Source organism: Veillonella atypica (assembly GCF_041431435.1).
Taxonomy (GTDB): Bacteria; Bacillota; Negativicutes; order Veillonellales; family Veillonellaceae; genus Veillonella; species Veillonella atypica.
The window spans coordinates 98,749-125,387 of record NZ_JAPVXV010000005.1; the positions used below are offsets into that span (position 1 = coordinate 98,749).

The 26,639-nt window shown below is 40.0% G+C and carries 21 protein-coding genes and 1 riboswitch; of the genes, 6 read left to right on the forward strand and 15 right to left on the reverse strand.

Annotation, left to right across the window (positions count from 1 at the left end; translation table 11 throughout):
• Positions 1-32: 32 nt before the first annotated feature.
• The 10 genes from O3598_RS07485 to O3598_RS07530 all read right to left on the reverse strand — a co-directional run bounded on the left by O3598_RS07485 (position 33) and on the right by O3598_RS07530 (position 12,601).
• On the reverse strand, positions 33-854 hold the full coding sequence (locus O3598_RS07485; RefSeq protein WP_005384000.1) for an ABC transporter ATP-binding protein: 822 nt from the start codon (positions 852-854) through the stop codon (positions 33-35).
• A complete protein-coding gene (locus O3598_RS07490) occupies positions 847-1,644 on the reverse strand; it encodes an ABC transporter ATP-binding protein (protein WP_005384001.1) in 798 nt (265 codons plus the stop codon). The genes O3598_RS07485 and O3598_RS07490 overlap by 8 nt, the downstream gene beginning before the upstream one ends.
• Positions 1,645-1,656: 12 nt before the next feature.
• Positions 1,657-3,225 carry an ABC transporter substrate-binding protein gene (locus O3598_RS07495; protein ID WP_371452281.1) on the reverse strand — a complete coding sequence of 523 codons (1,569 nt, stop codon included), beginning with the start codon at positions 3,223-3,225 and terminating at the stop codon, positions 1,657-1,659.
• A gap of 87 nt (positions 3,226-3,312) precedes the next feature.
• Positions 3,313-4,134: a nickel transporter permease gene (gene nikC / locus O3598_RS07500; RefSeq protein WP_005381279.1), complete on the reverse strand. Its 822-nt coding sequence runs from the start codon at positions 4,132-4,134 to the stop codon at positions 3,313-3,315.
• The gene (gene nikB, locus O3598_RS07505) at positions 4,134-5,072 is read right to left on the reverse strand and encodes a nickel ABC transporter permease (protein WP_371452282.1); all 939 of its coding nucleotides are present in this window, start codon (positions 5,070-5,072) and stop codon (positions 4,134-4,136) included. The genes nikC and nikB overlap by 1 nt, the downstream gene beginning before the upstream one ends.
• Positions 5,073-5,231: 159 nt before the next feature.
• A riboswitch (cobalamin riboswitch) is annotated at positions 5,232-5,418 on the reverse strand.
• Positions 5,419-5,673: 255 nt separating this feature from the next.
• Positions 5,674-6,906 carry an ISL3 family transposase gene (locus O3598_RS07510; RefSeq protein WP_371452284.1) on the reverse strand — a complete coding sequence of 411 codons (1,233 nt, stop codon included), beginning with the start codon at positions 6,904-6,906 and terminating at the stop codon, positions 5,674-5,676.
• Positions 6,907-7,121: 215 nt separating this feature from the next.
• The gene (gene potE, locus O3598_RS07515; protein ID WP_285416583.1) at positions 7,122-8,453 is read right to left on the reverse strand and encodes a putrescine-ornithine antiporter; all 1,332 of its coding nucleotides are present in this window, start codon (positions 8,451-8,453) and stop codon (positions 7,122-7,124) included.
• A 448-nt stretch (positions 8,454-8,901) separates the two neighbouring features.
• Entirely contained in the window at positions 8,902-10,329 is a 1,428-nt protein-coding gene (gene argH, locus O3598_RS07520) for an argininosuccinate lyase (protein ID WP_371452286.1), read from the reverse strand.
• Positions 10,329-11,540, reverse strand: a complete 1,212-nt coding sequence (locus O3598_RS07525) for an argininosuccinate synthase (RefSeq protein ID WP_005381291.1) — start codon at positions 11,538-11,540, stop codon at positions 10,329-10,331. The genes argH and O3598_RS07525 overlap by 1 nt, the downstream gene beginning before the upstream one ends.
• A gap of 260 nt (positions 11,541-11,800) precedes the next feature.
• Positions 11,801-12,601 (reverse strand): transglycosylase domain-containing protein, encoded by an 801-nt coding sequence (locus tag O3598_RS07530; protein ID WP_371441972.1) that lies wholly within the window; start codon positions 12,599-12,601, stop codon positions 11,801-11,803.
• A 202-nt stretch (positions 12,602-12,803) separates the two neighbouring features.
• Here O3598_RS07530 and O3598_RS07535 point away from each other — a divergent pair, with 202 nt between their 5' ends.
• Complete coding sequence (locus tag O3598_RS07535) at positions 12,804-13,082, forward strand: metal-sensing transcriptional repressor (RefSeq protein WP_005377006.1); 279 nt, start codon at positions 12,804-12,806, stop codon at positions 13,080-13,082.
• 45 nt (positions 13,083-13,127) lie between these two features.
• Here the strand turns inward: O3598_RS07535 and O3598_RS07540 are convergent, their stop codons facing one another.
• Together O3598_RS07540 and ptsP are read right to left on the reverse strand one after the other, a co-directional pair.
• On the reverse strand, positions 13,128-13,388 hold the full coding sequence (locus tag O3598_RS07540) for an HPr family phosphocarrier protein (protein ID WP_005377050.1): 261 nt from the start codon (positions 13,386-13,388) through the stop codon (positions 13,128-13,130).
• Positions 13,389-13,502: 114 nt separating this feature from the next.
• Positions 13,503-15,230 (reverse strand): phosphoenolpyruvate--protein phosphotransferase, encoded by a 1,728-nt coding sequence (ptsP, locus tag O3598_RS07545; RefSeq protein ID WP_316585074.1) that lies wholly within the window; start codon positions 15,228-15,230, stop codon positions 13,503-13,505.
• Between the two features lie 206 nt (positions 15,231-15,436).
• Here ptsP and dapF point away from each other — a divergent pair, with 206 nt between their 5' ends.
• The 4 genes from dapF to O3598_RS07565 are packed head-to-tail and all read left to right on the forward strand — an operon-like array spanning position 15,437 to position 20,630.
• Positions 15,437-16,270, forward strand: a complete 834-nt coding sequence (gene dapF / locus O3598_RS07550) for a diaminopimelate epimerase (RefSeq protein ID WP_371441973.1) — start codon at positions 15,437-15,439, stop codon at positions 16,268-16,270.
• 58 nt (positions 16,271-16,328) lie between these two features.
• On the forward strand, positions 16,329-17,666 hold the full coding sequence (locus tag O3598_RS07555) for a Na+/H+ antiporter NhaC family protein (protein ID WP_371452288.1): 1,338 nt from the start codon (positions 16,329-16,331) through the stop codon (positions 17,664-17,666).
• Between the two features lie 35 nt (positions 17,667-17,701).
• Positions 17,702-18,610 carry a 1-phosphofructokinase gene (pfkB, locus tag O3598_RS07560; RefSeq protein WP_302943303.1) on the forward strand — a complete coding sequence of 303 codons (909 nt, stop codon included), beginning with the start codon at positions 17,702-17,704 and terminating at the stop codon, positions 18,608-18,610.
• A gap of 40 nt (positions 18,611-18,650) precedes the next feature.
• Positions 18,651-20,630 carry a PTS fructose transporter subunit IIABC gene (locus tag O3598_RS07565; RefSeq protein ID WP_156717566.1) on the forward strand — a complete coding sequence of 660 codons (1,980 nt, stop codon included), beginning with the start codon at positions 18,651-18,653 and terminating at the stop codon, positions 20,628-20,630.
• 109 nt (positions 20,631-20,739) lie between these two features.
• On the opposite strand, the gene O3598_RS07570 is transcribed toward O3598_RS07565, so the two are convergent.
• Entirely contained in the window at positions 20,740-21,318 is a 579-nt protein-coding gene (locus O3598_RS07570; protein ID WP_371452290.1) for a hypothetical protein, read from the reverse strand.
• Between the two features lie 8 nt (positions 21,319-21,326).
• On the reverse strand, positions 21,327-21,911 hold the full coding sequence (locus tag O3598_RS07575; RefSeq protein WP_270523468.1) for a hypothetical protein: 585 nt from the start codon (positions 21,909-21,911) through the stop codon (positions 21,327-21,329).
• A gap of 496 nt (positions 21,912-22,407) precedes the next feature.
• On the opposite strand from O3598_RS07575, the gene O3598_RS07580 reads away from it, so the two are divergent.
• On the forward strand, positions 22,408-25,512 hold the full coding sequence (locus O3598_RS07580; RefSeq protein WP_287530458.1) for a subtype B tannase: 3,105 nt from the start codon (positions 22,408-22,410) through the stop codon (positions 25,510-25,512).
• 161 nt (positions 25,513-25,673) lie between these two features.
• On the opposite strand, the gene cysK is transcribed toward O3598_RS07580, so the two are convergent.
• On the reverse strand, positions 25,674-26,609 hold the full coding sequence (cysK, locus tag O3598_RS07585; RefSeq protein WP_060807244.1) for a cysteine synthase A: 936 nt from the start codon (positions 26,607-26,609) through the stop codon (positions 25,674-25,676).
• Positions 26,610-26,639: the final 30 nt, after the last annotated feature.

The window sequence follows — 26,639 nt, forward strand, 5'->3', positions numbered from 1 at the left end:
CTTCGCATACGCGAAGGCTTTCACCAATAAGATTATATATTTGTATCATTAGTAACGGTATCCATCGATAATGGATTGTGTGGTTTACCAATTTCAAAAATAGAACTCAATAACACCTTTGTATATGGATGTTTTGCATCTGCTAGATGGAACGCATCTAGTTCTTCAACGATAGCCCCTTTATACATGACTACAACCTTATGGCACATAGTACGAATGAAAGCAATATCATGAGCGATAAACAAATATGTTAAATTCCGTTTCTTTTGCAATCTAGCGAGTAGATAGGCAATAGAGTCTTGCACAGATACATCAAGGGCACTCGTTGCCTCATCGAATACGAGGATTTCAGGTTCCAAAACGATAGCTCGTGCGATAGCTACACGTTGACGTTGACCACCAGACATCTCATGAGGGAATCGATGCATGAACTCGCGCGGTAAATCTACCATTTCAAGATAATCACCAGCGATTTGTTCTTCTTTTCCCTTTTCAAGAAGCCCAAAATTATATAGTGGTTCAAGGATAATATCCTTAACCTTCATGCGTGGGTTAAATGCAGCAGATGGATCTTGGAATACCATTTGAATTTTTTTACGGTATTCCTTTGTTTGTTCTGCATTCATATGTTGAATTTCAACACCATCGACATAGATTTCACCTTCTGTAATAGGCAACATTTTCATAATCATACGAACCAATGTTGTTTTACCAGAGCCGGATTCACCTACAATACCAAGAGATTCCCCTTTTTCAAGGGTGATATTGATATTTTTACATGCCTCAAGTTCGCCACCAGTAGGAAGTGGGAATCGTTTATATACATTTTTAATTTCTACTGCGTAGTTAGTCAATGTAACGACCTCCTTCCAATGTTGGTACCGCATCTTTTAGTTGTTTTGTGTATTCATTAGATGGGTTTTCTAAGATTTCTTGTGGCGTACCTGCATCTACAACACGGCCCTTTTTCATAACGATGATGTAATCGGACATATACGCCGCCACACCAAGGTTATGGGTTACCATAACGATAGCGGAATTATGCACTTTAGATAATTCCATCATTTGCATAACAACTTGAGATTGTGTTGTCACGTCTAGAGCAGATGTTGGTTCATCACCGATGAGTAATGCTGGGTCTAATGCTAATGCCATGGCAATACCAACACGTTGGCGTTGACCGCCAGACAGCTCATGTGGATAGCGGCGAAGGATATCTGCGCAATTAGGTAACGCAACAGACTCTAATAATTCAATAGCACGACGATCACATTCGTCATTGGAGATTTCAATGTGAGCTTTGAATAGTTCTCTAAATTGTTTACCAATGCGTACAATCGGATCGAGTGCACTACCGCTATCTTGGAAAATCATGGCCATATCTTTGCCACGTATGGATCTCCATTCTGACTTAGATAGGGTGCGAAGGTCTTGACCATTAAAGATCATTGTACCATCTGTGACCTCACCACCTGCAGGCAACAAACCCATAAGGGCCCGGATCACGGTAGTTTTACCGGATCCAGATTCCCCTACAATGGTCAATACCTTACCGCGTTCCAAGGTAAAGTTTACATCCATAACAGCAGGCACACCTTGGTACGCGATGTTAAGGTTCTCTACAGTTAGTATGTTTTCTGCCATTATAGCTCCTTATTATTTTGTAATTTTATTAGTAATCCAGTAGTAGTCACTTGGGTACATGACAGCACCTTTCAAGTAAGAACCAGTAACGATATTAGTTTTAGGGTAACCTAAGAACAATGCAGCGCCATCATTCATCAATAATTGTTGAATTTGAATTGCATAGTCACGACGTTTTGCAGGATCAAATTCAGTTTCAGCAGCATCTAACAATTGGTCAACTTGAGGATTAGAGTAACCAGAACCATTTTGTGGGTTGGAACCATCGATATTAGTATGCCAATAGTTAGACAAGAACCAGATTGGGTCACCTGTATTAGCAGTTACGATATTGGAGATAAGCATATCATAGTCGCCATCTTGACCCATTTTATCAATCAAGTTATAGTCAACTGTTTTGATTTTCATGTCGATACCCACTTTTTTAAGGTCTGCTTGAACAGCTTCGGCATAAAGTGGTAATTCTGCACGAGAGTTATATACTACGAAGTCAAATGTTAATGGTTTGCCATCTTTATCAAGGATGCCGTCCCCATCAGTATCTTTCCAACCATCTTCTGCTAATAATTGTTTAGAACGTTCAGGGTTATACGCATTAGGATCTTTCAAATCTTTGAAGCCATAGTCCATGGATGGTGGAATAGGTGCGGAACCAGGAATGAATGTGCCTTTTAGCAATACATCGGCATAGTTTTTACGATCTGTTGCGGAAATAACAGCTGCACGAACTTTGTCATCACCAAGAACACCTTTTTGGTTAATACGAGCCAATACTACGCGAAGAGATGCGATTTCATCAACCTTGAACTTATCGTTATTTTGGAATAAGCCGATTTCACCAGCACCGATGTTAACAGCCATATCTACGTCGCCAGATTGTAAGCTCATAGCGCGAGTATTAGGATCGTCGATGGAAGGAATTTCTACAGTTTTAAATGGTACTGCACCATCCCAATAGTTTTCGTTAGCAGCCATTTCAGCGCGTTCTTTAGTGAAAGATTTAACTACGTATGGGCCTGTACCGATAGGGCCTTCTTTCGCAAAGTTGCGTCCGTCTTTTTCAGATTGTACATCAACGATTAGGAACAATGGATCCGCTAAAAGCCCAGGCATATTAGGATATTCTTTTGTTGTATGAATAACTAATTGTTGACCATTAGCTTCCATAGAGTCATATTCGAAGAATGTTTTTGCACGGTTAGATTTTTCAAAAGCCCGTTCGATAGATGCTTTAACTGCTGCAGCATCAACTTTTTTACCATTGGAGAACTTTACCTTATCGTTGATTGTGAAAGTCCATGTTTTATGGTCTGGGGATACTTCCCATTTGGATGCAATCCATGGTTGAGGTTTCATTTGTTCATCAAATTTAGCCAATGTTTCGCCTACACCATAGCGCATTACAACCCAAGCGAAGAAGTTTTCAGTAGGTTCTAAAGTAGAAGCGAAGTTAGTTACGCCTACTTTCAATACGTCTTTATTTGCAGAGCCGTTGTTATCGGAGCCACAACCTGCGATGAAGGAACCCATCATCACAACACTAAGACCTGCTAAAAGAGCCTTTTTCCAAGATTTTTTCATTTAAAATCTCCTTGTTAACACAATATACAAAGCTTATATATCATTATTACGCCGCAAAGGCCTAATAAAGATTCAAAAAAACTAAGATTAACCTTGGTTCTTAGGATCCACTACATCACGTAAAGAATCAGACCAAAGATTGAAAATAGATACTACGATTAAAATAGACAAACCAGGGAACGCCATGAGCCATGGACTCGTTTGCAAGTATTGACGACCTTCATTAAGCATAAGACCCCATTCAGGTGTTGGTGGTTGCGCACCAAAACCAAGGAATGATAAACCGGCAACTTCGATCATAATAGCCCCAATATCAAGAGCACCTGTGGTTACAACGAGAGGCAAAATATTAGGAATAATATGACGACGTAAAATCGTCCATGTAGAGGCCCCCATCATAACGGCAGCCGTTACATATTCTTCACCGCGTACTTTCAACGTCATAGAACGAACAAGTCGCGCATATTTAGCCCACCCTACAACCGATAATGCTAAGATGGTATTTACAATACTACCACCTAAGATACCGGCGATGGCAATGGCGAGCACTACCCCTGGGAAAGATAACATGATATCCGCCAAGCGCATAAGAACCATTTCAACCTTGCCACCAAAGTAACCTGCTACGGCACCGATGACTGTACCAATGCTCACCATAATCACTACGATGGATACACCCATGAACAAGGATAATTGAGTACCATAAATGATACGAGACAATACGTCACGGCCCAATTTGTCAGTACCAAACCAATGTTGAGCGCTAGGTGCTTGTAATGCCTTGGACATATCCGATGTGAAAGCATCGCCCGGAGCAAGCCATGGTGCAAAGATAGCAATGAATACGATGACGAGCATCAATGCAGTGTAGAAAGAGAACAATTTATGTTTCTGAATAAATTCTTTCATTATGCTCTCTCCCTTTTCAATCTAGGGTCCAATAGAACATAGGATGCATCAACTAAAGCATTGATACACATGTATGCAATAGCAACCCATAACACAAAACCTTCAATCAATGGATAGTCACGCATAGTGATGGCGTAAATGGCCATATTCCCGAGGCCAGGCCAGGAGAATACCATTTCAACTACCGCTACACCACCTAATAACCAACCAATAAGAACACCTAAAATAGTGATCAATGGCAATACGGCATTAGGCAAAATGTGACCGAATAAAATCTTCATTTCGCTCACGCCACGGGCACGGGCACCGATAACGTAATCCTTTTGCATCTCTTCAAGGATAACGAGTCGAACTTGACGCATGTATTTAGATCCAACGACAACGGCCAATGTAACGGCTGGCAAAATAACGCCTGTCGCTGTTACACGAGATGAAGCGATTGGAACCAAGCCGAGCTTTAAGCCAAAAATGTAAATTAATACAAGGCCTAACCAGAATGACGGCATAGATACGCCTATAAAAGAAAGGCTTCTCAGTACATAGTCTATCCATTTATTCCGATTATACGCACTCAGTATACCTGCCGGTAATGCATAGATAATCGTAAATACCAATGCGGTTCCTGACAATGCAAGCGTACCAGGTAATGCTTCTAACATGCGATCTACTACAGGTTTTTTAGCAGAGTAACTCATTCCTAAGTCACCTTGTGCTGCATTGACTACCCAGTTTGCATACTGTACGATAAACGGCTTATCCAAGCCTAATTGTGCTCGAGTTTCATCAATCATTTCTTGAGACACGATAGTATCCGCCGTTTCCAGTAGCATCGTAACTGGGTCCCCTGGAGCTAAATAGGTGAGACAAAACGTCAAAAATGTGATGCCAAACAAGGTGACAATAAACTGTCCTAGATGTTTGACAAAGCGTTTTCCCATAGGCACCTCCTATACCCTTTTCAAATAAAAACACATAATAGTGAATAAACATAGAAAGTAAACATGTAATATGATGCTGTGTAATAAGATCTATGAAATAACCATAAAAAAAGATTAGCCTGCCTGACTAACCTATATTAAAACACCGTGTTCTAGCACAATGTTCCTCAAGATTGAGCAGGCTTTCTGACTTTTGATTCATCACAATATTTCAGCCTTCCCAGTTTCCCAGTGACCCTAATACGAAATATTGCTCCTCATAACAGCTATTTTCATAGTATAGGATTTACACCCATTTTCCTCTTTTACGCTCGGTAAAACCGACACTCAGTTTATTCACTTTTATTAATTATAAATATACTATATTTGTAATTCACTAACAATACATATACCCCTTAGTGTATATTCGTCAATCAATCATAATTATTCATAAAAACAATATTCATTATTATTTACATGCATTACTTCGTATATTGTGCCCCATTTCTTGAAATAATTGCTTTATTTACTTTTCTTTTCTGTATATAAACGTATATATTTACATTTGTAGTTTAATTTAATTTACATATAAAACATGGCTCTCTGTCAAATGTTGGGGTATTCACCCTACGAGTCTTCTTTGGCACCAATCATAGTTATGGTTGGTGCCATTCTTTTTGCTCAAAAGTAGAATACGTACTCTAAATCTACCAAAATGGCGAAGTCCATAGCTTATCCGTTTTAATACTTTAATTTTGTTGTTAGTTCCTTCTGTGTATCCATTAGAATATGGAAGTAAGAATGCATTAGTTAATTGCGTCATCCATGCAGGAAATGATGTAAAGAAGTTATTAAATTCATTTAAGCCAGATGCTTTTACTAATTCCAACCAATGCGTTAAATGTGCAGCTATTCTTTGTTTACCATAGATTGAAAAGATTTTTCTAAAAGAAAGTTTTAAAGCATATGCTTTTCGTAAATCATCAGATATTCTGAGTATTTCACATAGTTTAATATGTTCGGCTTCCGTTAAATGGTCTGGATGCTTCATTAGTACACGTCGATTCTGTTTTAACATACGTGAATAAGCAGCCAGTTTATGTTGCTCACGCTTTCTAACTCGCTCTACCGCCCAATCTACAAGTCGACATACATGGTATCGATCACAGATAATATGCGCATGTGGAAATAGCGCCTCCATGATGCGCTTAAATTGTATGGACATATCCATTACAATAAACTTAACTTGTAGGCGATCCTTATGTTTAAATGATGCAAAATAGTGGATTAATGCTTGCGTATCACGTTTCGGTAAAATATCTAATATTTCATGTGTATCTGGATTAGTTAAATTAACTTGGTATTGGTAGCCTTCTGCATTTCCTTTAAACTCATCAATACCAATCACAGTGGGTAAGGTCTTGGGCTTAGGTATAGTAATCATAGAGCAATAACGTAATACTGTAGTAATAGATGTATCACACTCGTTAGCAATAGCTGTATAGGTTACACTTTCAGTAAGTTTATCAAATAGCATTCTAATATTAGTTACACTTAGTTGCATATGTTTTCGTACAAATGGATTGCTTTCAGCAAAAGAATGACCACAATGCGGACAAATATACCGACGCTGTCTGTATTTTCCAATTAGTGGACCTCGTTGTACTTTTCCAAACTTTACAGTACGTATGCGGTAATCCTTAATATGCTTTGTGGTTTCTCCACACTTTGGGCAAATATGTGATGTTGCTGGTAATTCTATGTCAAAAATAAATATTCCGTCTAATTCATAGCTATTTGTAATATATTCTTGTTTTACATTATGTAAAAATTCAGTATAATCAGTAATAGGCATATAAGCTCACATCCTTTCTTTAGGACTTTGACACTTTTATTGTAAAGCATGTGAGCCTTATATGCTTATTTTTTTGCAAAAAAATAATGTTGGAAGTGACACCGTAGTGGTGTCACCCCAACATTTATTATAGAGCCTAAAACATTTTGCTATGCATATAACCAAAAGAGGCTATCACCGAAGTGACAGCCTCTATAAGACGAGAGAGTATTCAATTAATCGATACTTTGTTGGAATCGTTGTGCACGATACGCTAACCAACCTTTGCGTATCATATAAATGCAAATGCCAATAGTTACTGCAACAGCGCTACCGAGCATGGCATCGACACCGCACGCATATACTGCGTATGAACAGTATAAAACACCTGCAACAGCAACGAAATAGAAACGATCAATACGACGTTTTTCCAATCCAGACATGTGCATCATAGTTGGTACTGCAAGAATGCAGAGAATATAAGGCACTACATTAGTTACAACCGCAAGGTTTACCAATGTCTCGAATTGATCGCGTAAAGAATCATTAGCTGTGAACAATGTAAGAATTGTTTCAATCGCTAATAAGATAAATACGCCACGCACAGGTGCATCCTTGCTGTTTACACGAGCAAACACCTTAGGGAAATAACCTGCCTCTGCTGCATTCTTGAATACGCGAGACAATGTAAATTGCCAGCAAAGTAAAGCACCACAGCAAGAGATAATCATGAGCGCCATGATAACATTTGCAATTGTGTCATTAAACATGTATGCAAATGTTAGACCAAATGGTGCATTGGAATTAAGTAATTCTGTGTTAGGCACGATACCGGCCATAACATTCGTGGACAAGATGTAAATCACCGCCACTGCTAATGTACCTGCAAATGTTGCAATTGGCACGTTTTTCTTTGGATTTTCTACAGCATCTGCATTTGCTGCTGCCGATTCAAACCCTAGGAATCCCCACAATGTTAAAGCAATAGATTCTTTAATTGCTTCAAAGAACGGCAAGTCGTTTGGATTCCATGCCGCCAAATACGTATCTGGGCTAAACCAGAACCAACCAATTGTACCAATTAGTAATACTGGCACAATACAGCCCCAAATAGTAATATTGCTGAGCTGACCTGTAAAGCGGTTTCCTCTAAAGTTCAAAATCGCTGCAAACCATAACAAGACAATCGTTACTTGACTTGTTTGCGTTGCATTTAGATCAACACCAAAGAATTCTGAGCCATAGCCAACTGCGGAAACTGCAATCGCTATATTAGCAATGATGAGAGATATGCTGTAAGCATAGCTCGCCATAAAATGTCCAGTCTTACCGAAGCGGTGTTCTGCATAACCGCCCATGCCTCCTTTAATTTGAGAGAACATACCCGCTTGAGCAAAAATATACGCTAACAAAAGCGCACCCACAGCCGTCACGAGCCAAGATAACACTGAAATAGTACCAACTTGAGCCAAATTGGTTGGTAACATAATGATTCCAGCTCCTAGCATATTGGCTGCTACCATTGTGGTTAGCTGGAATACAGACATTTTTTTAGCGGTGGTTTTCATGTATCAATCCCCTTTCGTAAGGTGAATTTTTTCTCGTCCATAATTCACGTAACTATATTAAAACCGCTAAGTACATTCAGTTCCTGCTGTAATGGGCGGGAATGTGAAGGTACCGTTTTTATTTGTTTTTCGAATTAATAATAACACCATAGGTGGTAAATTAAAAGTATTTTATTAGTGGACAAAGCATATTACACGAATTGAATAAAAATATAGTAATTATATATTATTTTTGATTAGAAACGGTATGATGAATGTAAGAGTATCATTTTATTTTAGTTTAATCAATTAAATGTGCGGAAAATCACTATCTATTCAGATTATAGTGTTGTGCCACAAGACCATTATCCGCCATGAGTCCACCCAATATAGACAAAAATTGGCCCCACCTAAAGGTGGAGCCAATTTTATAAACTAAGAAAGCATCTATGATTCTAATAAAAAGGAATTACGCTTGTACAGAGTTTACGATAGATTTCCAGCTATCGATTTGTGCTTCTTCGTTAGCAATGATTTGCTTCCCATTATTACGTTGTCTTTCCACACATTCTGGAGCCGTACCAGAATAGTTGTTACGACCTGCTACACAAGCTTCAATGGAAATAGCATCTAGAATGTCCGCATCAAAATATGGAGAAATTGCTTTGAAATCCTCAACGGATAAGTCAAGCAATACACAACCTTTTTCGATACAATGATGTACAGCATTGCCTACAATTTCGTGCGCTTCACGGAATGGAACGCCTTTTTTCGCAAGGTAATCGGCCATATCTGTAGCATTCGAGAAATCGTCATCGAGGACAGCTTTCATATGAGCCCCATTGACCTTCATACCGCGAATCATCGCCGCATTGATGGACAATGCAAAATGCACCGTATCGATGGCATCAAAAATACCCTCTTTATCCTCTTGCATATCCTTATTATAGGTAAGAGGCAATCCTTTCAAGGTTGTCAAAAGACCCAACAAATGGCCATAGGTACGACCTGTTTTACCACGAACGAGTTCACATACGTCAGGATTTTTCTTTTGTGGCATGATGCTAGAGCCTGTGCAGTGGGCATCATCAAGTTCAATAAAATTGAATTCATTAGAGGACCACAAAATGAGTTCTTCGCTAAGACGACTCAAATGCATCATCACAAGAGATGCAAAGGACAAGAATTCAACTACATAGTCGCGGTCAGATACGGCATCCATACTATTTTCGTAAATACGGGAGAACCCCAATAATTCTTGCGTATATGTTTGATCAATACCGTACGTAGAACCTGCTAAAGCCCCTGCACCAAGTGGCATAATGTCTGCGTGTTTGAAGACCATCAACAAACGGTCAAAGTCGCGTTCTAGCATAGAGAAGTATGCCATCATATGATGACCGAACAATACAGGTTGTGCCCGTTGTAAATGCGTATAGCCAGGCATGATAACATCGCTGTATTTTTCAGCCGTTTCGATGAGGGCTTTTTGCATATCTACGATGAGCTCGCCCATTTCTACTACGGCTTTACGCACGTACATGTGTAAATCAACTGCGCATTGGTCATTACGGCTACGGCCTGTATGTAAGCGACCACCTGCTTCACCAATATCATCGGTTAGGCGCTTTTCAATATTCATATGAATATCTTCAAGAGCCACGGAGAATGGGAACTCACCTTTATCGATTTGGCCTTTAATCTTTGTTAAACCCGCTACAATAGCGTCCCGATCTGCGTCGGAGATAATATTTTGTTTTGCCAGCATTGTCGCATGTGCTTTACTACCCGCAATATCTTCGGCGTACATTCTAGCATCAAAAGCGATAGAGGATGTAAAATCCTCTACCGCTTTATCTGTGCCTTTTGTGAAACGCCCGCCCCACAATTTAGCCATTATTTACCTGCCTTTTCTTTCATTAATGCATTAATTTTAAGAGGTAAACCGAACAAGTTGATGAAACCAGCCGCATCAGCTTGGTTGTATACATCATCTTCTTCGAATGTTACGAAATCTTCGCTGTACAAGGAGTATGGAGAAGTTGCACCAGCAGAAATAATGTTGCCTTTGTACAATTTAAGTTTTACTTCACCAGTTACAGTTTTTTGAGTTTCATCAACGAATGCTTGCAAAGCGTTCATCAATGGTGCGAACCACATGCCATCGTATACAAGTTCAGCGTATTTGTTAGCAATAAGTTCTTTGTAGTGGTATGTAGCTCTGTCAAGGCAAAGGTATTCAAGTTCTCTGTGAGCATACATGATGATGGATCCACCTGGGTTTTCATAAACGCCACGGGATTTCATGCCTACTAATCTATTTTCAACGATATCTACAACGCCTACGCCATAGTGTGCACCGATTTCGTTGAGTTTTTCTAACAATTGTAATGGAGTACCTTCTTGGCCATCTACTGCTACAGGTACGCCATCTTTGAAGGATACAGTTACATAACCAGCTTCATCTGGAGCTTGTTCAGGCGTATGTGTTACCAAGTACACATCATCTTTAGGCGCATTTGCTGGATTTTCAAGATCGCCGCCTTCATGGGACAAATGCCATACGTTTTGGTCCATGGAATATGGATGGGATTTCGTAGCTACAACTGGAATATCATGTTTAGCTGCATATTCCATGCAGTCTGTTCTGGATTTCAAATCCCATTCTCTCCAAGGAGCGATGATTTTCATATTAGGAGCCAATGCTTTGATAGCAAGTTCAAAACGAACTTGGTCATTACCTTTACCAGTCGCACCGTGAGCGATAGCATCAGCGCCTTCTTTTTTAGCAATATCTACGAGGATTTTACCGATTAAAGGTCTAGCGAAGGATGTACCTAATAAATACTTGCCTTCATAAACTGCACCAGCTTTTACTGTTGGCCATACATAATCTTTTACGAACTCTTCTTTAGCATCAACGATGTACGCTTTAGAAGCACCAGATTTGATTGCTTTTTTCTCAACTGCATCATAATCCTCAGGTTGGCCCAAGTCTACGCACACTGCGATAACTTCAGCTCCATAATTTTCTTTCAACCAAGGAATGATAACAGATGTGTCTAAACCGCCAGAATATGCGAGTACTACTTTATTTGCTTTTCCCATGATAACACCTCATAAACTAAATTATACTAGGTATGATTCATACCATTTATTATTATACTACGAATTCATTATGAATTCTTCATGTCTTATCGACTACAGGTGTTAGTATATCACTGCATATTTATAAATGCAAGCAGAAATTTTATTCAATTATATAATATATTTCGTTTACGAATAATATATGTAAATAAAAACAATCATGATGCGAGTATGTATAGCACCATGATTGTTTTCTATGTAGTGTCATATTAAAGGATATATTATTCTATACCAAGTTCTTGCTTATATGCATAGTCCGCCTCCGCTTGAGATATCATACCTTGATCTACCATTTGAGCGAGAACTAATTTTTGCCGAGCTTTAGCACCTTTATAATTTTCATAAGGATCCAAATAGGTTGGTGCATTGGGCAATGCCGCTAACATTGCACATTGACCTAAGGTCAATCGACTAGGGCTAGTACCAAAATACCCTTCGGCAGCCTCTTTTATACCATAATAATTATGTCCATAATAGACCGTATTCAAATACATGGTTAAAATTTCATCTTTACTATAGTAATGCTCCATCTCTACCGCTAGAATAGCTTCCTCCGCTTTACGGGACATCGTCCGTTTAGACGATAGAAATAGATTTTTTACCAATTGTTGTGTGATAGTACTACCACCCTCAACAGTTTCACCAGCAACGCTGTTAACATAAAAAGCGCGTGTTACACCGAGCACATCAATAGCACCATGCTTGTAATAGCGTTTATCTTCAATGGCCACAAGAGCACGTTTCGCATTGTCTGGAATGTTTTCAGATTTCACCCATTTATCCCTTGGCACACGTTGATGAAGCGCGGCTTCAACCTTTTCTCGGAAGGTAAAAATACGATGCATGCGTTCCCACCGACTTAATGTATCTTCATTTTCTTCAATTGTCTGTTCTACAGTTGTATGAGCCTTACTAACGCGATTTGTTCCTTGATAGCTTTGATATGTATCATACGCATATATAGCCCCTAGCACGATACAAATGATAAGAACTAATCGGCGCACCATTCGAAATATAAACATAGATTCACCTATATCTACCTTACAGCAGACTTCTAAGTATATAAACTTTCACTAATAACATCCCTATAATACAACTGTCATATATTGATTGTATTGTATCATAAGTTATCTATTTTTAGCATACTTGTATATATTGTATTTGTTAACCATATTGTCGTATAATAAATAGGATGATGAAGCATGCCCAAATTGGAGGAGTATTATGAAACAGTGTATGGATTCAGACAATCTACATCGTCGATTGCGTAAAATTTTAGGTCAAGTGCAAGCTATTGATCGAATGATTGAAGAAGACATTCCTTGTGAAGATGTACTAGCCCAAATCAATGCAGCCAAGTCCGCGTTGCATAAGGTTGGCCAAGTGGTCCTCGAAGGACATATCAACCATTGTGTACGCGATGGTATACAACATGGTGATGTAGATAAAACAATTAATGACTTTACAGTTGCTGTAGAGCGCTTTGCCAATATGGGAAAATAAAAAGAGGCAATATCCTAATGATCAGGGTATTGCCTCTTTTGCGTATTAGTCGTGGTTCGTTGTTAAGAACTCGCTAAGTGCTGCTAATGCATCATCTTCATCAGCACCATCAGCAGTTAATACTACGGATGTGCCTTTTGTTGCACCCAATGTTAATACAGTCAAAATGGATTTAGCATCTGCGGTTTTACCATTTGCTGCGATTGTCAATTTGGACGCAAATTTTGCAGCCAATTGTGTAAATGCAGTCGCTGGACGAGCATGTAAACCAGATTCGTTTGTGATTTCTACTGTTACTTCTTTCATGAGTTACCTCTTTCTACGGAGCGCACAAAAACGCCTAATATCTTTGCTATTAATATAGGTATTGTATCAGTTTACCCCTATCAAATTCAAGTTTGTTTTTATGAAAGCTATGGTCTATGCCAAACCTTTTTCAGCGAGTAATGATTTTGCATAGACTGTGATTTCTTCAGCTGTATCCATAGTCAATGCTTTTTGAGCAAATGCTTCACATTCTGCTTTTGTAACAGAGCGTAAAATATTTTTAATCAATGGAATGGATGATGCAGTCATAGAGAATTCATCAAGTCCTAATCCCAATAAAATCATAGTTGCAACTGGATCACCAGCTAACTCACCACACATACCTGTAAATTTACCTTGTTCGTGACTCGCATCAATTACGTGTTTGATAAGGCGTAATACAGCGGGATGCAATGGTTGATATAAATTGCCGATGGCCTCATTCATACGGTCAACCGCCAATGTGTATTGGCAAAGGTCATTGGTACCGATACTAAAGAAATCTACATATTTAGCCAAAATCGGAGAAATAACGGCTGCCGCTGGCACCTCAATCATAATACCTACTTTGATATCTGTATTGAAAGCTACCCCTTCAGCCATTAATTCTTCCTTGCATTCGTCGAGCATAGCGTTTGCCGCTTTAACCTCTTCTACGGATGCAATCATAGGATACATGATGTGAATGTCGCCAAACGCACTGGCCCGAAGGAGTGCACGTAATTGGACCTTAAAAATATCCGGACGGTTCAAGGAAATACGAATGGCACGATACCCGAGGAATGGATTCATTTCTTCAGGTAAGTCTAGGCATTTTAATTCCTTATCACCACCGATATCCATAGTACGGATGATGACAGGTTGGCCCTTCATACTCTCTGCTACTTGTTTATATTGTTCAAACTGTACATCTTCTGTAGGTAGTTCATCATTTTCCATGTAAAGGAATTCGGTGCGATATAGGCCAATACCTTGAGCGCCCATGGTCAACGCATGGTCCGCATCTTTGGATTTACCAATATTACCGAATAAATCAACATGATGTCCGTCCTTTGTAACGGCTTCTAAATTAGCAGAGTCCTTTAAACGTTTCAACTCGTCTTGGAAATCTGCAGCTTCTTTTGTATAACGTTCCCACTCTTCATCGGATGGTTCCGTAATCACTTCACCATCAGTGCCAAGTACAACAGCACGCACATCGTCAGTAAAGCTTTCAATATCACCAACGCCCATAACGGCAGGAATTTCTAAGGTACGCGCCATGATAGCCGCATGAGATGTCGGACCACCAGCAGCTGTTACGATACCTTTTACAACATTTTTATCTAGTGAAGCCGTATCAGATGGAGCCAAATCGTGAGCCACGATAATAACCTCACCGGAAATATGAGATAAACCACGAGGGTTCATGCCAAGCATGTTACGCATCAAACGATCGCCAATATCTTTAATATCCGCACCACGTTCACGCATATATGGATCATCCATGCCGATGAAAATAGCCGCAAAGGTTTCTATCGTTTGCGCCGTAGCAGCTACGACGTTCATCTTTGAATTTTCTACAAGGGACTTGATACCATCAGACAAGGATGGGTCTTGTGCGATTTGCATATGAGCTTCAAAAATAGCAGCCTCATCTGCCCCCATATCAACCAATGCTTTTTGACGAATCGTATCTAATTGTTTAAGAGTTGCAGCCATAGCGCTAGCAAATTTGCCAATTTCAGCCTCTACTTGGTCATCAGTCACCTCATAATCAGGTATCACGATTTCTTCTTGTATATATTTGTACACATTGCCAACAGCAACGCCTCGAGATCCAGAAATCCCTTGAATTCGCATGTGTGTTCCTCTTTCTATATCCGATAAACTACATTACATTATATTTTAACATTTTTACATTGAACAATAAAGAGAGACCCTATTCTGTGATATAATGTTATATTATATATAGTTAACCGTAGACTTTCACGAGTATCATAGTGAAAGTCTACTCTATTGTAAGGAATAGTCGCATTTATCTAGTGTGACATCGAATAGGAGTATGTATGAAATTAACAAAAATGCATGGCCTCGGCAACGATTTTATCCTCTTTTCTGACTCACAAGGGGCCAATAAAGATTATACAGATCTCGCCATCCGCCTCTGCGACCGTCGTACAGGTATTGGCGCCGATGGTCTTGTAATCGTTGTACCATCTAATACCTGCGATGTACGCATGCGCATCATCAACTCAGACGGCAGCGAAGCAGAAATGTGTGGTAATGGCATTCGTTGCTTTGCTAAATATGCCTATGAACACGGTGAAATTACAAAAGATACTTTCACCATCGAAACATTAGCAGGCGTTATGAAACCAACGTTAACCATTGAAAATGGCATTGTTACACAAGTGACAGTAGACATGGGCAAACCTTTCTTTAACAGCAAAGACATTCCCATGAATGTAACCATGGATAAGGTCATCGATGTGGACCTCGATGTAAATGGCGAAACAGTAACGGTGAGTTCCGTCCTTCTCGGTGTACCTCACACAGAAGTTTTTGTGGAAGACATCACAAAAGCACCGGTTACAACACAAGGTCCAATTCTTGAAAAACACGATGCATTCCCATCCAATACAAACGTGAACTATGTCGAGGTCGTAAACGACCACCATATTAAGGTCCGCACTTGGGAACGCGGTGCTGGCGCCACGCTTGCTTGTGGTACAGGTTCCTGCGCATCTGCTGTTATGTCCTATAAAAAAGGTCTTACAGGACGCGAGGTCGATGTAGAATTATATCTTGGCACATTACACATCAGTTATTTGGAGGATGGCACGGTTCTTATGACGGGCCCTGCTGAGGAAGTATTCGAAACAGAACTTCCTATCGAATAATATGAAGTGGTTACAATTACTATTACAGGCATACCTAAAATATAAACAAGGGCGCACCATGATGCCAAATAATATGGGACTATTGATATCATTAATCGTTTCTATCATCATTATTCTCGCATCTGTCATGTTTAGTGTCCCCATCGGCTACGCATTAATCCTCGTATGGTTGTGCTTCGCTTACGCTCTATATCGACAAGGATATAATCCAAAAGACTTACTCCGCATGTCCTGGACCAGTGCCAAAACCTCAATCGTGGTTATGCAAATCTTTTTGCTCATCGGCTGGCTCATAGCCATGTGGCAAGCATCAGGGATTATTCCCATGATTATTGCGTCTGGTATTGAATTGATTAATCCAAATCTTTTCATAATCTGCGCATTTTTAATTACATCCTGCGTGAGTATGTTACTTGGTACATCGCTAGGAACAGTGGGCACCATCGGTATTGTACTAATTACAATTGCCAAAGCTGGTAATCTGCCTATTGATATTGTAGCAGGTGCCATTATGGCAGGCGCCTATTTAGGAGACAGAAACTCACCTCTATCCTCTAGCGCCTCTCTCGTAGCTGCTCTAACGCACACCAAAGTAAATAGCAATATACCAATCATGTTGAAAGATAGCTTACCTGCTCTCATCATCAGCTGTATATTGTATCTACTCTTATCCCTATGGTATCCACTAGACTACACTAACAGTTATCTACCGGATACGATTCATTTCGTATTCAATATCCATTGGACATTATGGATACCAGTTCTTATCATTATTGGTTTGTTACCAACAAAGCTATCTATACGTTGGCCTATTGGTATTAGTGCACTGGCGGCAACCATCCTCGCAATTATCCATCAAAATTATACAGTAATGGATATGTTACAATTTACCGTATTGGGGTTCCATCTGCCAGATTATAATCCGCTATCGGATATTATCCACGGCGGAGGCCTACAAACGATGTGGATACCAACCCTATCTATATTCATGGCTTGTTCCATTTCCGGCATGCTTGAAGGCGTTGGTTTTTGGAATGATATTCGCAGCCTTTTACAAAACGTATCAGGTCGCGCCAAACTTTTTGCGTCGAATGTACTAATTGCATTTATTACAGGTGCTCTAGGTTGTAGTCAAGCAATTGCGGTAATCATGACGCATTCAATTATGCGTACCACCTATGCAAAGGAACGCATTCATGATGAAGATGTCATGCTAGACTTTGAAAACAGCGGCATTCTTATTGCAGCCTTACAACCATGGAATATTGCGGCACTCGTACCTGTCATTATGATGGATGTCTCGCCCGCCGGTTACGTACCATTTGCGTTCTTCTTATACTTAGTACCACTTATCTACTGGTATCGCTTGCGACGCAAGGAACAACAAATCCATTAATACATTCTATTTATACGAAATATAGAGGAAAACTTATGATTTATACGATTACTTTCAATCCTGCATTGGATTATATCGTTCGCTTAGACCACTTAACCACGGGTACAATCAATCGCACTGAACAAGAATATGTGCTGGGCGGTGGCAAGGGTATCAATGTATCCATCGTCCTCAATAACCTAGGCATGGATACAACGGCACTTGGGTTTATCGCTGGCTTTACAGGTGACGAAATTGTACGTCAGCTCAATGAATTTGGTGTCCGTGAAAGTTTCATCCGTCTCAAAGAGGGTTTAACCCGCATCAATGTTAAGGTAAAAGCATCCGATGAAGAAACTGAAATCAATGGTCGTGGTCCTATCATAGCCGATGATGAACTACAGGCCTTATACGCCCAACTTGATGCATTAACAGAGCAAGATACATTAATCTTAGCAGGCAGCATTCCGTCTAGCCTCCCAAGTGATATGTACGAAATTATTATGAAGCGCTTAGCTAATAAACATATTCGTATCGTCGTAGACGCAACTAAGAATCTATTAACTCGTGTATTGCCATACAAACCATTTTTAATCAAACCAAACAATCACGAATTAAGCGAAATCTTCGGACGTACACTATCTACAAAAGATGATTTAGTCACTGCAGCTAAAAAATTACAGTCCCAAGGTGCACAACATGTGCTCATCTCCATGGCTGGAGACGGTGCTATCTTGGTATCCGCTGATGGTACAGTCTATACAAGTCCTGCACCTAAAGGAACGCTTATTAACTCCGTTGGTGCCGGCGATTCTATGGTAGCTGGTTTCATGACTGGATACCTCAACACCCAAGATTTACAACAAGCCCTCTATTGGGGTATTGCTACAGGCTCTGCTTCAGCCTTTTCGGAGAATCTAGCCACCAAGGACGAGGTCCTCGCCTTGCTTAACACCATTCGTTAATTTTATTATTCATTATATATGTACAGTAAGGAGTACACACATGAAGATTACTGATTTATTAAAGCCCCAATCAATCCTGCTGAATGCATCACCAACTAACAAAGCGGATGCCATTTACACTCTAGGTGATTTAATGGATAAAGGCGGCAACCTATCTGACAAGGCAGAATACTTAGAAGCTGTATTCGCTCGTGAAGAATCCGGTTCTACTGGCCTTGGCGACGGTATCGCCACACCACATGCTAAATCAGCAGGTGTAAAGGAAGCTGGCCTTGCTGCTATGGTCGTTCCTAACGGTGTTGATTTCGAGGCCCTCGATGGACAACCATCTCGCCTATTCTTTATGATTGCAGCACCAGAAGGCGCTGCAGACACTCATGTAGAGGTATTGAGCAAATTAGCAACTATGGTAATTGATCCGGACTTCAAAAACGCTCTCATCCAAGCTGCTACAGTTGACCGTTTCTTAGAACTTATCACTGCCAAAGAAGAAGGCAACTTTGATCCATCTGTAGAAGGCTATATCAAGACGGAAGATGAAAAAGCACCAAGCATTACCGATGCTATCGAAGCAAAAGCTACAGAGGCTATCGAAAAGGTAGTTCCTAAGGTATCTGTAGATAATCCACATTACGAAGTATTAGCTGTTACAGGCTGTCCTACTGGCATTGCTCATACATACATGGCTGCCGAATCCTTGGAACGTAAAGCTAAGGAAATGGGCATTTCTTTAAAGGTAGAAAAGAATGGTGCTTCTGGCATTAAGGATGCACTTACAGCAGAAGAAATCGAGCATGCTAAATGCATCATCGTCGCTTCTGACCGCCAAGTTGAAATGGCTCGATTTGATGGCAAGCCAATGATTCAAACTAAGGTGGCAAACGGTATTAATAAAGCAGAAGAATTATTGCGTGAAGCTATGTCTGGTACAGCACCGGTATACCATGCCTCTCAATCTGACAAAGATAGTGCTGAATCTGCTATCGATGCAAAAGATAGCTTTGGCCGACAAATCTACAAGCATTTGATGAATGGCGTATCTCACATGTTGCCATTCGTTATCGGCGGTGGCATTCTAATCGCTCTCGCATTCCTATTTGACACATTCGATCCAGCTAATGCCAAAAACTTTGGTTCTGGTACACCATTATCCGCATTCCTAATGAAAATCGGCGGCGCTTCCTTCGGATTTATGTTACCTGTTCTAGCGGGTTACATCGCTATGAGTATTGCAGACCGTCCAGGTCTTGTAGCTGGTTTTGTTGGGGGCTTGCTAGCAAACCAAGGTGGTTCTGGTTTCCTCGGGGCCTTGATTGCAGGCTTTGCAGCAGGTTACTTAGTACTGTTAGTTAAGAAACTCGTATCCGGATTACCTCCAGCATTAGAAGGTACAAAACCAGTACTCTTCTACCCTGTACTGGGCGTATTGTTCATTGGTATCGCAATTACATTTATCATCAATCCACCAGTATCTGCTTTGAACGAATGGCTTATGAATTCCTTGCAAACAATGGGCACTACTAGCCGCGTATTATTAGGTCTTGTCTTCGGTGCTATGATGTCTGTTGATATGGGTGGTCCTGTCAACAAAGCAGCCTATGTTATCGGTACAGGCGCTCTAGCAACTGGTGAATATGGTATTATGGCCGCTGTTATGGCTGGTGGTATGGTTCCTCCATTGGCGATTGCCCTTTGTACAACATTCTTCCCTAGCCGCTTCACAGAAGCAGAACGTAAATCTGGTATTACAAATTACATCATGGGGCTTTCCTTCATCACAGAAGGTGCTATCCCATTTGCCGCAGCTGATCCTATCCGTGTATTGCCTTCTTGCATCATCGGTGCTGGTACAGCTGGTGCATTATCCATGTTCTTTGAATGTACATTACGTGCACCTCACGGTGGTATCTTCGTAGTACCAACAATCGGCAACCCACTTCTTTACCTTGCCTCCATTGCAATCGGTTCCGTTGTGGCTTGCATTATCTTGGCTATCGTAAAACCAAAACTCAAAAAATAATATCACAATTGGTCTATTTAGTTTAATCATTATAAATGACTGACTAATAACTAATGTATGCAAAACACCCTATGTCACAATACTGACATAGGGTGTTTGTATTTATAGATTATCTAACTACATCATCATAAAATGTACCATATACCATTTTAAATACGCGATTAGCAACATGATAACTTTCAAAATCAAAGTCCGTAGGTGTTAAGAATGTAACATTCTCATAGCCTTTAAGAGGTGGTTGTGTTGGTTTACTTTCACCATTAAGAGTGTAATCCTGTTGATTTAATACCATCCCTACAATACCAGATTCCATCATTTTTATATTCCATAGTTCATGTAAAGAAAAATCTGGTAGCCTTGTTTTTAGCTTTGGTGCCTTAGCTACCATATTAGCAAAGGAAAGGTTTAAGTCATAGTCATAACGAACCTTATATTCCCTAATTAAATCAGATGAAGGCAATACAACATATATCTTAGCCTCTATATTTTTTGTATGCGCATCTGTAGAATTATCTCGGATAGTACTTAATTCAATATATTTACCATCTCCACCACCTGTATCACCTTTAGATATAATTCGTGTAAAACGACTAGTATCTTGCAACTCAGTATTGGACACAGCCTTCACAGGATTTAAAGAAGCACACAAAACACATACCAGCGCCACAAGAAATACAAAATGTTTCATAAGGCACCTCATTTCACTACAATGTCATCAAAATGCTGCTGATACGCTACAGCAAACATAGCGTCTGCTACAGCAAATAAGTCTTCATCAAACCGTCCACGATCTAATGGACGTAATTGATGTTCTAAAGGAACTTTACTAATAACCTCTGTACCGTCTACATTATATCGTTTTACCTCTTGTAACTCGACTTGTATCCCTGATTCATCCTGTGCAGCCTTAATCACGGCGTACATAGATGGTGATGGTTTTACAAGATTCATAGCTTGTATTAAGGACCCTAATGAGTAATTCGTATCGTACGTAGCAGTTAATTCATATTCTGTAATAGATGTACTTCGAGGAGTTTCATAAACAGCATAAAAAGTACCTTTTAATTTATAGTGCGGTGCTGCGTATTCTAGAGACTCTACAGAATATGTATTTAAATAACTTATCAGCTTATTTTGTATAGAACCGCCTTCATAAGGATACGATTTTTGATACACATTTTTAAACTGCGATGAACTATTTAATTCATTAATTGAAATAGCTTGAATTTGCATGGTAAAAGCAGCCATCACCATACATGCTAATAAGAATTTTCTAAACATGTTCTCTCCTTTAAAAACAAAACTCGATTAAATTACCCAAAGCATACCATATTTTATTGAGAAATGTATACATAAGTCTAATATTCTCTCGACTTCAAATTGTCAGCATTAATACCTGTATTACCATCAATTATTATAGTAGTATTACCTTCTGCTACAGTTTTTTTCTTACCGCTATTTTTACAAATTTAGAAATAACTACATAACCAGTCTTAACCTTATTCCAAATTACTTGATATACTTGATATACTTTATCTTCTCAACATTTAGATGATTTAGTTTCTCTTCTGTTTTATATAATCAGCTATTATGCCTCTATAACATATAATTTTAAATTTAATTCTAAATTTCTAATTTCCTGTAATACCATTTTCACTTGATATAGCCTATATTTTTGGAAATTGTACAATTAGCCATATTTATGATAAACTATATAAATATAAATAATTTTTAAAATTATAAATTATTATTTGAAATCTAGTTCGGAGAATAATTCATGAAATCATCTAAGAAACGTCAAGTGACTGCTGCGTTTTTTGCAGCAGCAGCATTGGGTGGCGTTGCTCACGCAGCTCCGGTCCTTAACATGAATGATTTAGTAGGATCTAAAACTACTTCTGAATCAACGACAGAAACTATTAATAATGTAGCGACTCCAGTCGTACGACCAATGGATACTCAACCTATGGTCCCTCGTGTGCGCCCAGTGCCAGTTCCAGATACAGCTAAAGCTTTAGAGGAACAATATAGAGCCGTTTCACAACCACAATACGTTGTTAATAAACAAACGAATACTATGATGGAGCCGACATTGGCTATGCATAGTTTAATCAACGTACAACGCAAAACTGAGCCTGTTACCGTACAAAAGCAAGTAGATGGCAAGCAGCAAATGCAAACAACGCAAGTACAACGTACACCGATCATTGTGCAAGAACAATCTACTACACCATTAGTAGTTGCTAATACAACCACGACTAAATCAGTTATTGCAAAACGGACATTAACAATTCGTGATATTCAACGTGCTGAACGTGAGCGTTTAGCTAAATTAGCGGAAGAACAAGCTGCACAACAAGAAGCAATGCAACAACAAAGCAGTGAACAAGCGCAAGCAGTGCGCCAAATGGCAGCTGAACGAGCTGCCGAAGCACAACGCCAAGCCGCATTATTAGCACAACAACAAGAGGCACAGCGCCAAGCGGAGTTATTAGCTCAGCAACAAGAAGCTCAACGTCAAACTGCTATCAAAGCGGAACAAGAGCGTATTGTAGCTCAACAAGCTGAGGCTCAACGCCAAGCTGTTATCAAAGAGGAACAAGAGCGTATTGCAGCTCAACAAGCTGAGGCTCAACGCCAAGCTGCTATTAAAGCGGAACAAGATCGCATCGCTGCAGAGCAAGCCGAGGCACAACGTCAAGCTGCTATTAAAGCGGAACAAGATCGCATCGCTGTAGAGCAAGCTGAGGCCCAACGTCAAGCTGCTATTAAAGCGGAACAAGATCGCATCGCTGCAGAGCAAGCTGAGGCCCAACGTCAAGCTGCTATTAAAGCGGAACAAGATCGCATCGCTGCAGAGCAAGCTGAGGCTCAGCGTCAAGCCGCTATTAGAGCAGAACAAGAACGCATCGCTGCAGAGCAAGCTGAGGCTCAACGTCAAGCCGCTATTAAAGCGGAACAAGAGCGTATTGCAGCAGAGCAAGCCGAAGCTCAACGCCAGGCGGCTATTAAAGCTGAACAAGAACGTATCGCGGTGGAACAGGCTGAGGCGGATGCAGAAAAAGCTCGTTTAGAAGCAGCTGAGGCGAAAGCAGCAGCAGAAGCGGCTGCAAAAGCTCAAGCTGAAGCTCAGCGCCAAGCCGCTATTAAAGCTGAACAAGAACGTATTGCAGCAGAGCAAGCCAAAGCAGAGCAAGAGGCTAAAATTAAAGCAGAACAAGAAGCAAAGGCTAAAGCTGAGGCGGAGGCTAAGGCTCAGGCCGAAGCAAAAGCTCGAGCGGAAGCGGAAGCAAAACAAGCTCAAGAGCCTAAATTGCCTGAATCATATGTTAATGAACGTAATCAAGCTTCTACCAAAGGTTCTACTACAACAGGTGAAAAAAATATACTTTCACAGCCAATTGATCCACCATTACAAGCTGATACATCTGCAAAGATCACCCTCACCTTTGATATCAATAATTACGAGTCAATGACGGGAACGGTGGATAATAAAGAGATTAAATATCGCGCATTTGAATATATCCCATATGTATCAAATCCTATCGATATTGATCAGCAGTACATAAACATTTACATACCGGAAGAGTATTTCAATAATGGCACTGTAAATGGTTATAATACACAAACAGCACCAATCTTTATGCCAAATAATGTTGGCGGTTATATGCCAAGCCAACCTATGGCACCAAAGGTAGAAAATAATAAGCCAAATAGTGCTCTCTATGCATTGTCTAGAGGTTATGTTGTTGCATCCCCTGCTACACGTGGCCGTACAAATAAAGCTTCTGATGGTAACTTCATCGGCAAAGCACCTGCAGTCATTGTAGACTTACAAGCAGCTACAGCTTATTTACACGCTAATGATGCGACTATGCCTGGTAACGCAAAACGTATTATTACGAATGGCACTAGTGCAGGCGGTGCCGTTTCCTTATTACAAGGTGCAACAGGTAATACATCTGATTACCAACCATATCTACAGGCTCTCGGCGCTGCTACTGCATCTACCGATGTATATGCATCCTCTGCTTACGCACCGATTACAAACCTAGATGCTGCAGATATGGCTTACGAATGGAGCTATAACGGCATTACATCATTTAATAAAGTGACTATGGGACAAGGTGAATTGCCTCAAGCGAATGTAGGTGGTGCACCAGCACCAATACAACGTAATGTACAACGTGTGAACTTAACGAATGATGATGTGGTATACTCAGATTTGCTTAAGAGCCACTTCCCTGACTATGTAAACAACTTACAATTACGTGATAGAACTGGTGTTATTTTAAAACTCGATAAGAAAGGTAATGGCACATTCAAGCAATATGTAAAATCTTTCATCATCGATGCCGCTAATAAAGCTAAATCTAATGGCACTGATTTGTCTCGCTATTCTTTCTTAATATTAGATAAGAATACAGGTCTGGTGAAAGATATTGATTGGGACGCTTATAATAGCTTTACTAGTCGTTCTAAGGCACCAGGTGCATTTGACTCTAGATCTAATGATTCTGGTGAAAACAGCCTATTCGGTACAAGCACTAGCGATACTAATCACTTCACGATTACAGCGGCACTACATGATACAACGCCTAATAATGATGTATATGTAGAAAACGCTAAAATCGTTACTATGATGAACCCTATGAACTATCTTGGTTCTCCTAGTGCAACAAATGCTAAATATTATCGAATTCGCTACGGTACAGCAGATAGCAATACATCTGTTGCTATCCCATTAATCGTAGGCACTCGTGCACAGAATCTCGGATATAGTGTAGACATGGCTACACCATTTGGTGTGGATCACGCTGGCGATTACGATTTACAAGATTTATTCAACTGGATGGATTCTATTGTAAAAAACGGTAGATAATCTATCTCAATTATAAACTTATCCCATAACGTAACAAGTCTGTAATAGCCTTCATACATGATGCTATTACAGACTTGTTTGTTATTTTTATCTTATATCGACAACAAAGGCGTCCTAAACAAGTAGGGCGCCTTTATTACTAGTATTATATTGAAATGTTATTAATCTTCAGGGAATAAAGCAGTAGACAAGTAACGTTCACCTGTATCTGGAAGAATAACTACGATGTTCTTACCTTTGTTTTCAGGGCGTTTTGCCAATTCTGCAGCGGCCCACAATGCAGCACCGGAGGAAATACCTACCAAGATACCTTGTGTATGACCAAAGTCTTGTGCTGTTTTAAAAGCATCTTCGTTAGCAACTTGAATAACTTCATCATAAATTTTAGTATCCAATGTTTCAGGAATAAAACCTGCACCTAAACCTTGGATTTTATGAGGACCTGGTTTACCGTTAGATAATACAGCAGAGTCTTTAGGTTCTACAGCTACGACCTTAACATCAGGATTTTGTTCTTTCAAGAAACGACCTGTACCAGTTAATGTACCACCTGTACCAACACCAGCTACGAAGATATCTACAGCACCATCTGTGTCACCCCAGATTTCAGGGCCTGTAGTTTTATAGTGAATTGTAGGATTAGCTTGGTTTACGAATTGGCCTGCTTCTACAGCACCAGCAGTAGCTGTTACGATTTCTTTTGCCTTTGCAATCGCGCCTTTCATACCAAGTGCACCATCAGTTAACACGAGTTGTGCACCATAGCCAAGCATTAATTTACGGCGTTCGATAGACATTGTTTCAGGCATTACGATAACAACCTTATAACCAAGCGCAGCGCCTACAGCAGATAAACCAATACCTGTATTACCAGATGTAGCTTCTACGATAGTACCGCCTGGTTGTAACTCACCAGATGCAACAGCAGCTTGAATGATAGCAGCAGCGATACGATCCTTTACGGAACCACCTGGGTTAAAGTATTCAAGTTTAGCTAAAATATTAGCATCAGCACCTACGCTTTCACCAAAACGAGTAGCTGCCAACAATGGTGTTTTACCAATTAATTCAACAAAAGATTTTGCGATTTTAGACATAATCAACACTCCTTATATTCGGATATTATG

Bases quoted from the DNA above. Each gene is read 5' to 3' on its own strand.
- O3598_RS07490 (WP_005384001.1), bottom strand. From the start codon at position 1,644: ATGGCAGAAAACATACTAACTGTAGAGAACCTTAACATCGCGTACCAA.
- O3598_RS07495 (WP_371452281.1), bottom strand. From the start codon at position 3,225: ATGAAAAAATCTTGGAAAAAGGCTCTTTTAGCAGGTCTTAGTGTTGTG.
- nikC (WP_005381279.1), bottom strand. From the start codon at position 4,134: ATGAAAGAATTTATTCAGAAACATAAATTGTTCTCTTTCTACACTGCA.
- nikB (WP_371452282.1), bottom strand. From the start codon at position 5,072: ATGGGAAAACGCTTTGTCAAACATCTAGGACAGTTTATTGTCACCTTG.
- O3598_RS07510 (WP_371452284.1), bottom strand. From the start codon at position 6,906: ATGCCTATTACTGATTATACTGAATTTTTACATAATGTAAAACAAGAA.
- potE (WP_285416583.1), bottom strand. From the start codon at position 8,453: ATGAAAACCACCGCTAAAAAAATGTCTGTATTCCAGCTAACCACAATG.
- argH (WP_371452286.1), bottom strand. From the start codon at position 10,329: ATGGCTAAATTGTGGGGCGGGCGTTTCACAAAAGGCACAGATAAAGCG.
- O3598_RS07525 (WP_005381291.1), bottom strand. From the start codon at position 11,540: ATGGGAAAAGCAAATAAAGTAGTACTCGCATATTCTGGCGGTTTAGAC.
- O3598_RS07530 (WP_371441972.1), bottom strand. From the start codon at position 12,601: ATGTTTATATTTCGAATGGTGCGCCGATTAGTTCTTATCATTTGTATC.
- O3598_RS07535 (WP_005377006.1), top strand. From the start codon at position 12,804: ATGAAACAGTGTATGGATTCAGACAATCTACATCGTCGATTGCGTAAA.
- O3598_RS07540 (WP_005377050.1), bottom strand. From the start codon at position 13,388: ATGAAAGAAGTAACAGTAGAAATCACAAACGAATCTGGTTTACATGCT.
- ptsP (WP_316585074.1), bottom strand. From the start codon at position 15,230: ATGCGAATTCAAGGGATTTCTGGATCTCGAGGCGTTGCTGTTGGCAAT.
- dapF (WP_371441973.1), top strand. From the start codon at position 15,437: ATGAAATTAACAAAAATGCATGGCCTCGGCAACGATTTTATCCTCTTT.
- O3598_RS07555 (WP_371452288.1), top strand. From the start codon at position 16,329: ATGATGCCAAATAATATGGGACTATTGATATCATTAATCGTTTCTATC.
- pfkB (WP_302943303.1), top strand. From the start codon at position 17,702: ATGATTTATACGATTACTTTCAATCCTGCATTGGATTATATCGTTCGC.
- O3598_RS07565 (WP_156717566.1), top strand. From the start codon at position 18,651: ATGAAGATTACTGATTTATTAAAGCCCCAATCAATCCTGCTGAATGCA.
- O3598_RS07570 (WP_371452290.1), bottom strand. From the start codon at position 21,318: ATGAAACATTTTGTATTTCTTGTGGCGCTGGTATGTGTTTTGTGTGCT.
- O3598_RS07575 (WP_270523468.1), bottom strand. From the start codon at position 21,911: ATGTTTAGAAAATTCTTATTAGCATGTATGGTGATGGCTGCTTTTACC.
- O3598_RS07580 (WP_287530458.1), top strand. From the start codon at position 22,408: ATGAAATCATCTAAGAAACGTCAAGTGACTGCTGCGTTTTTTGCAGCA.
- cysK (WP_060807244.1), bottom strand. From the start codon at position 26,609: ATGTCTAAAATCGCAAAATCTTTTGTTGAATTAATTGGTAAAACACCA.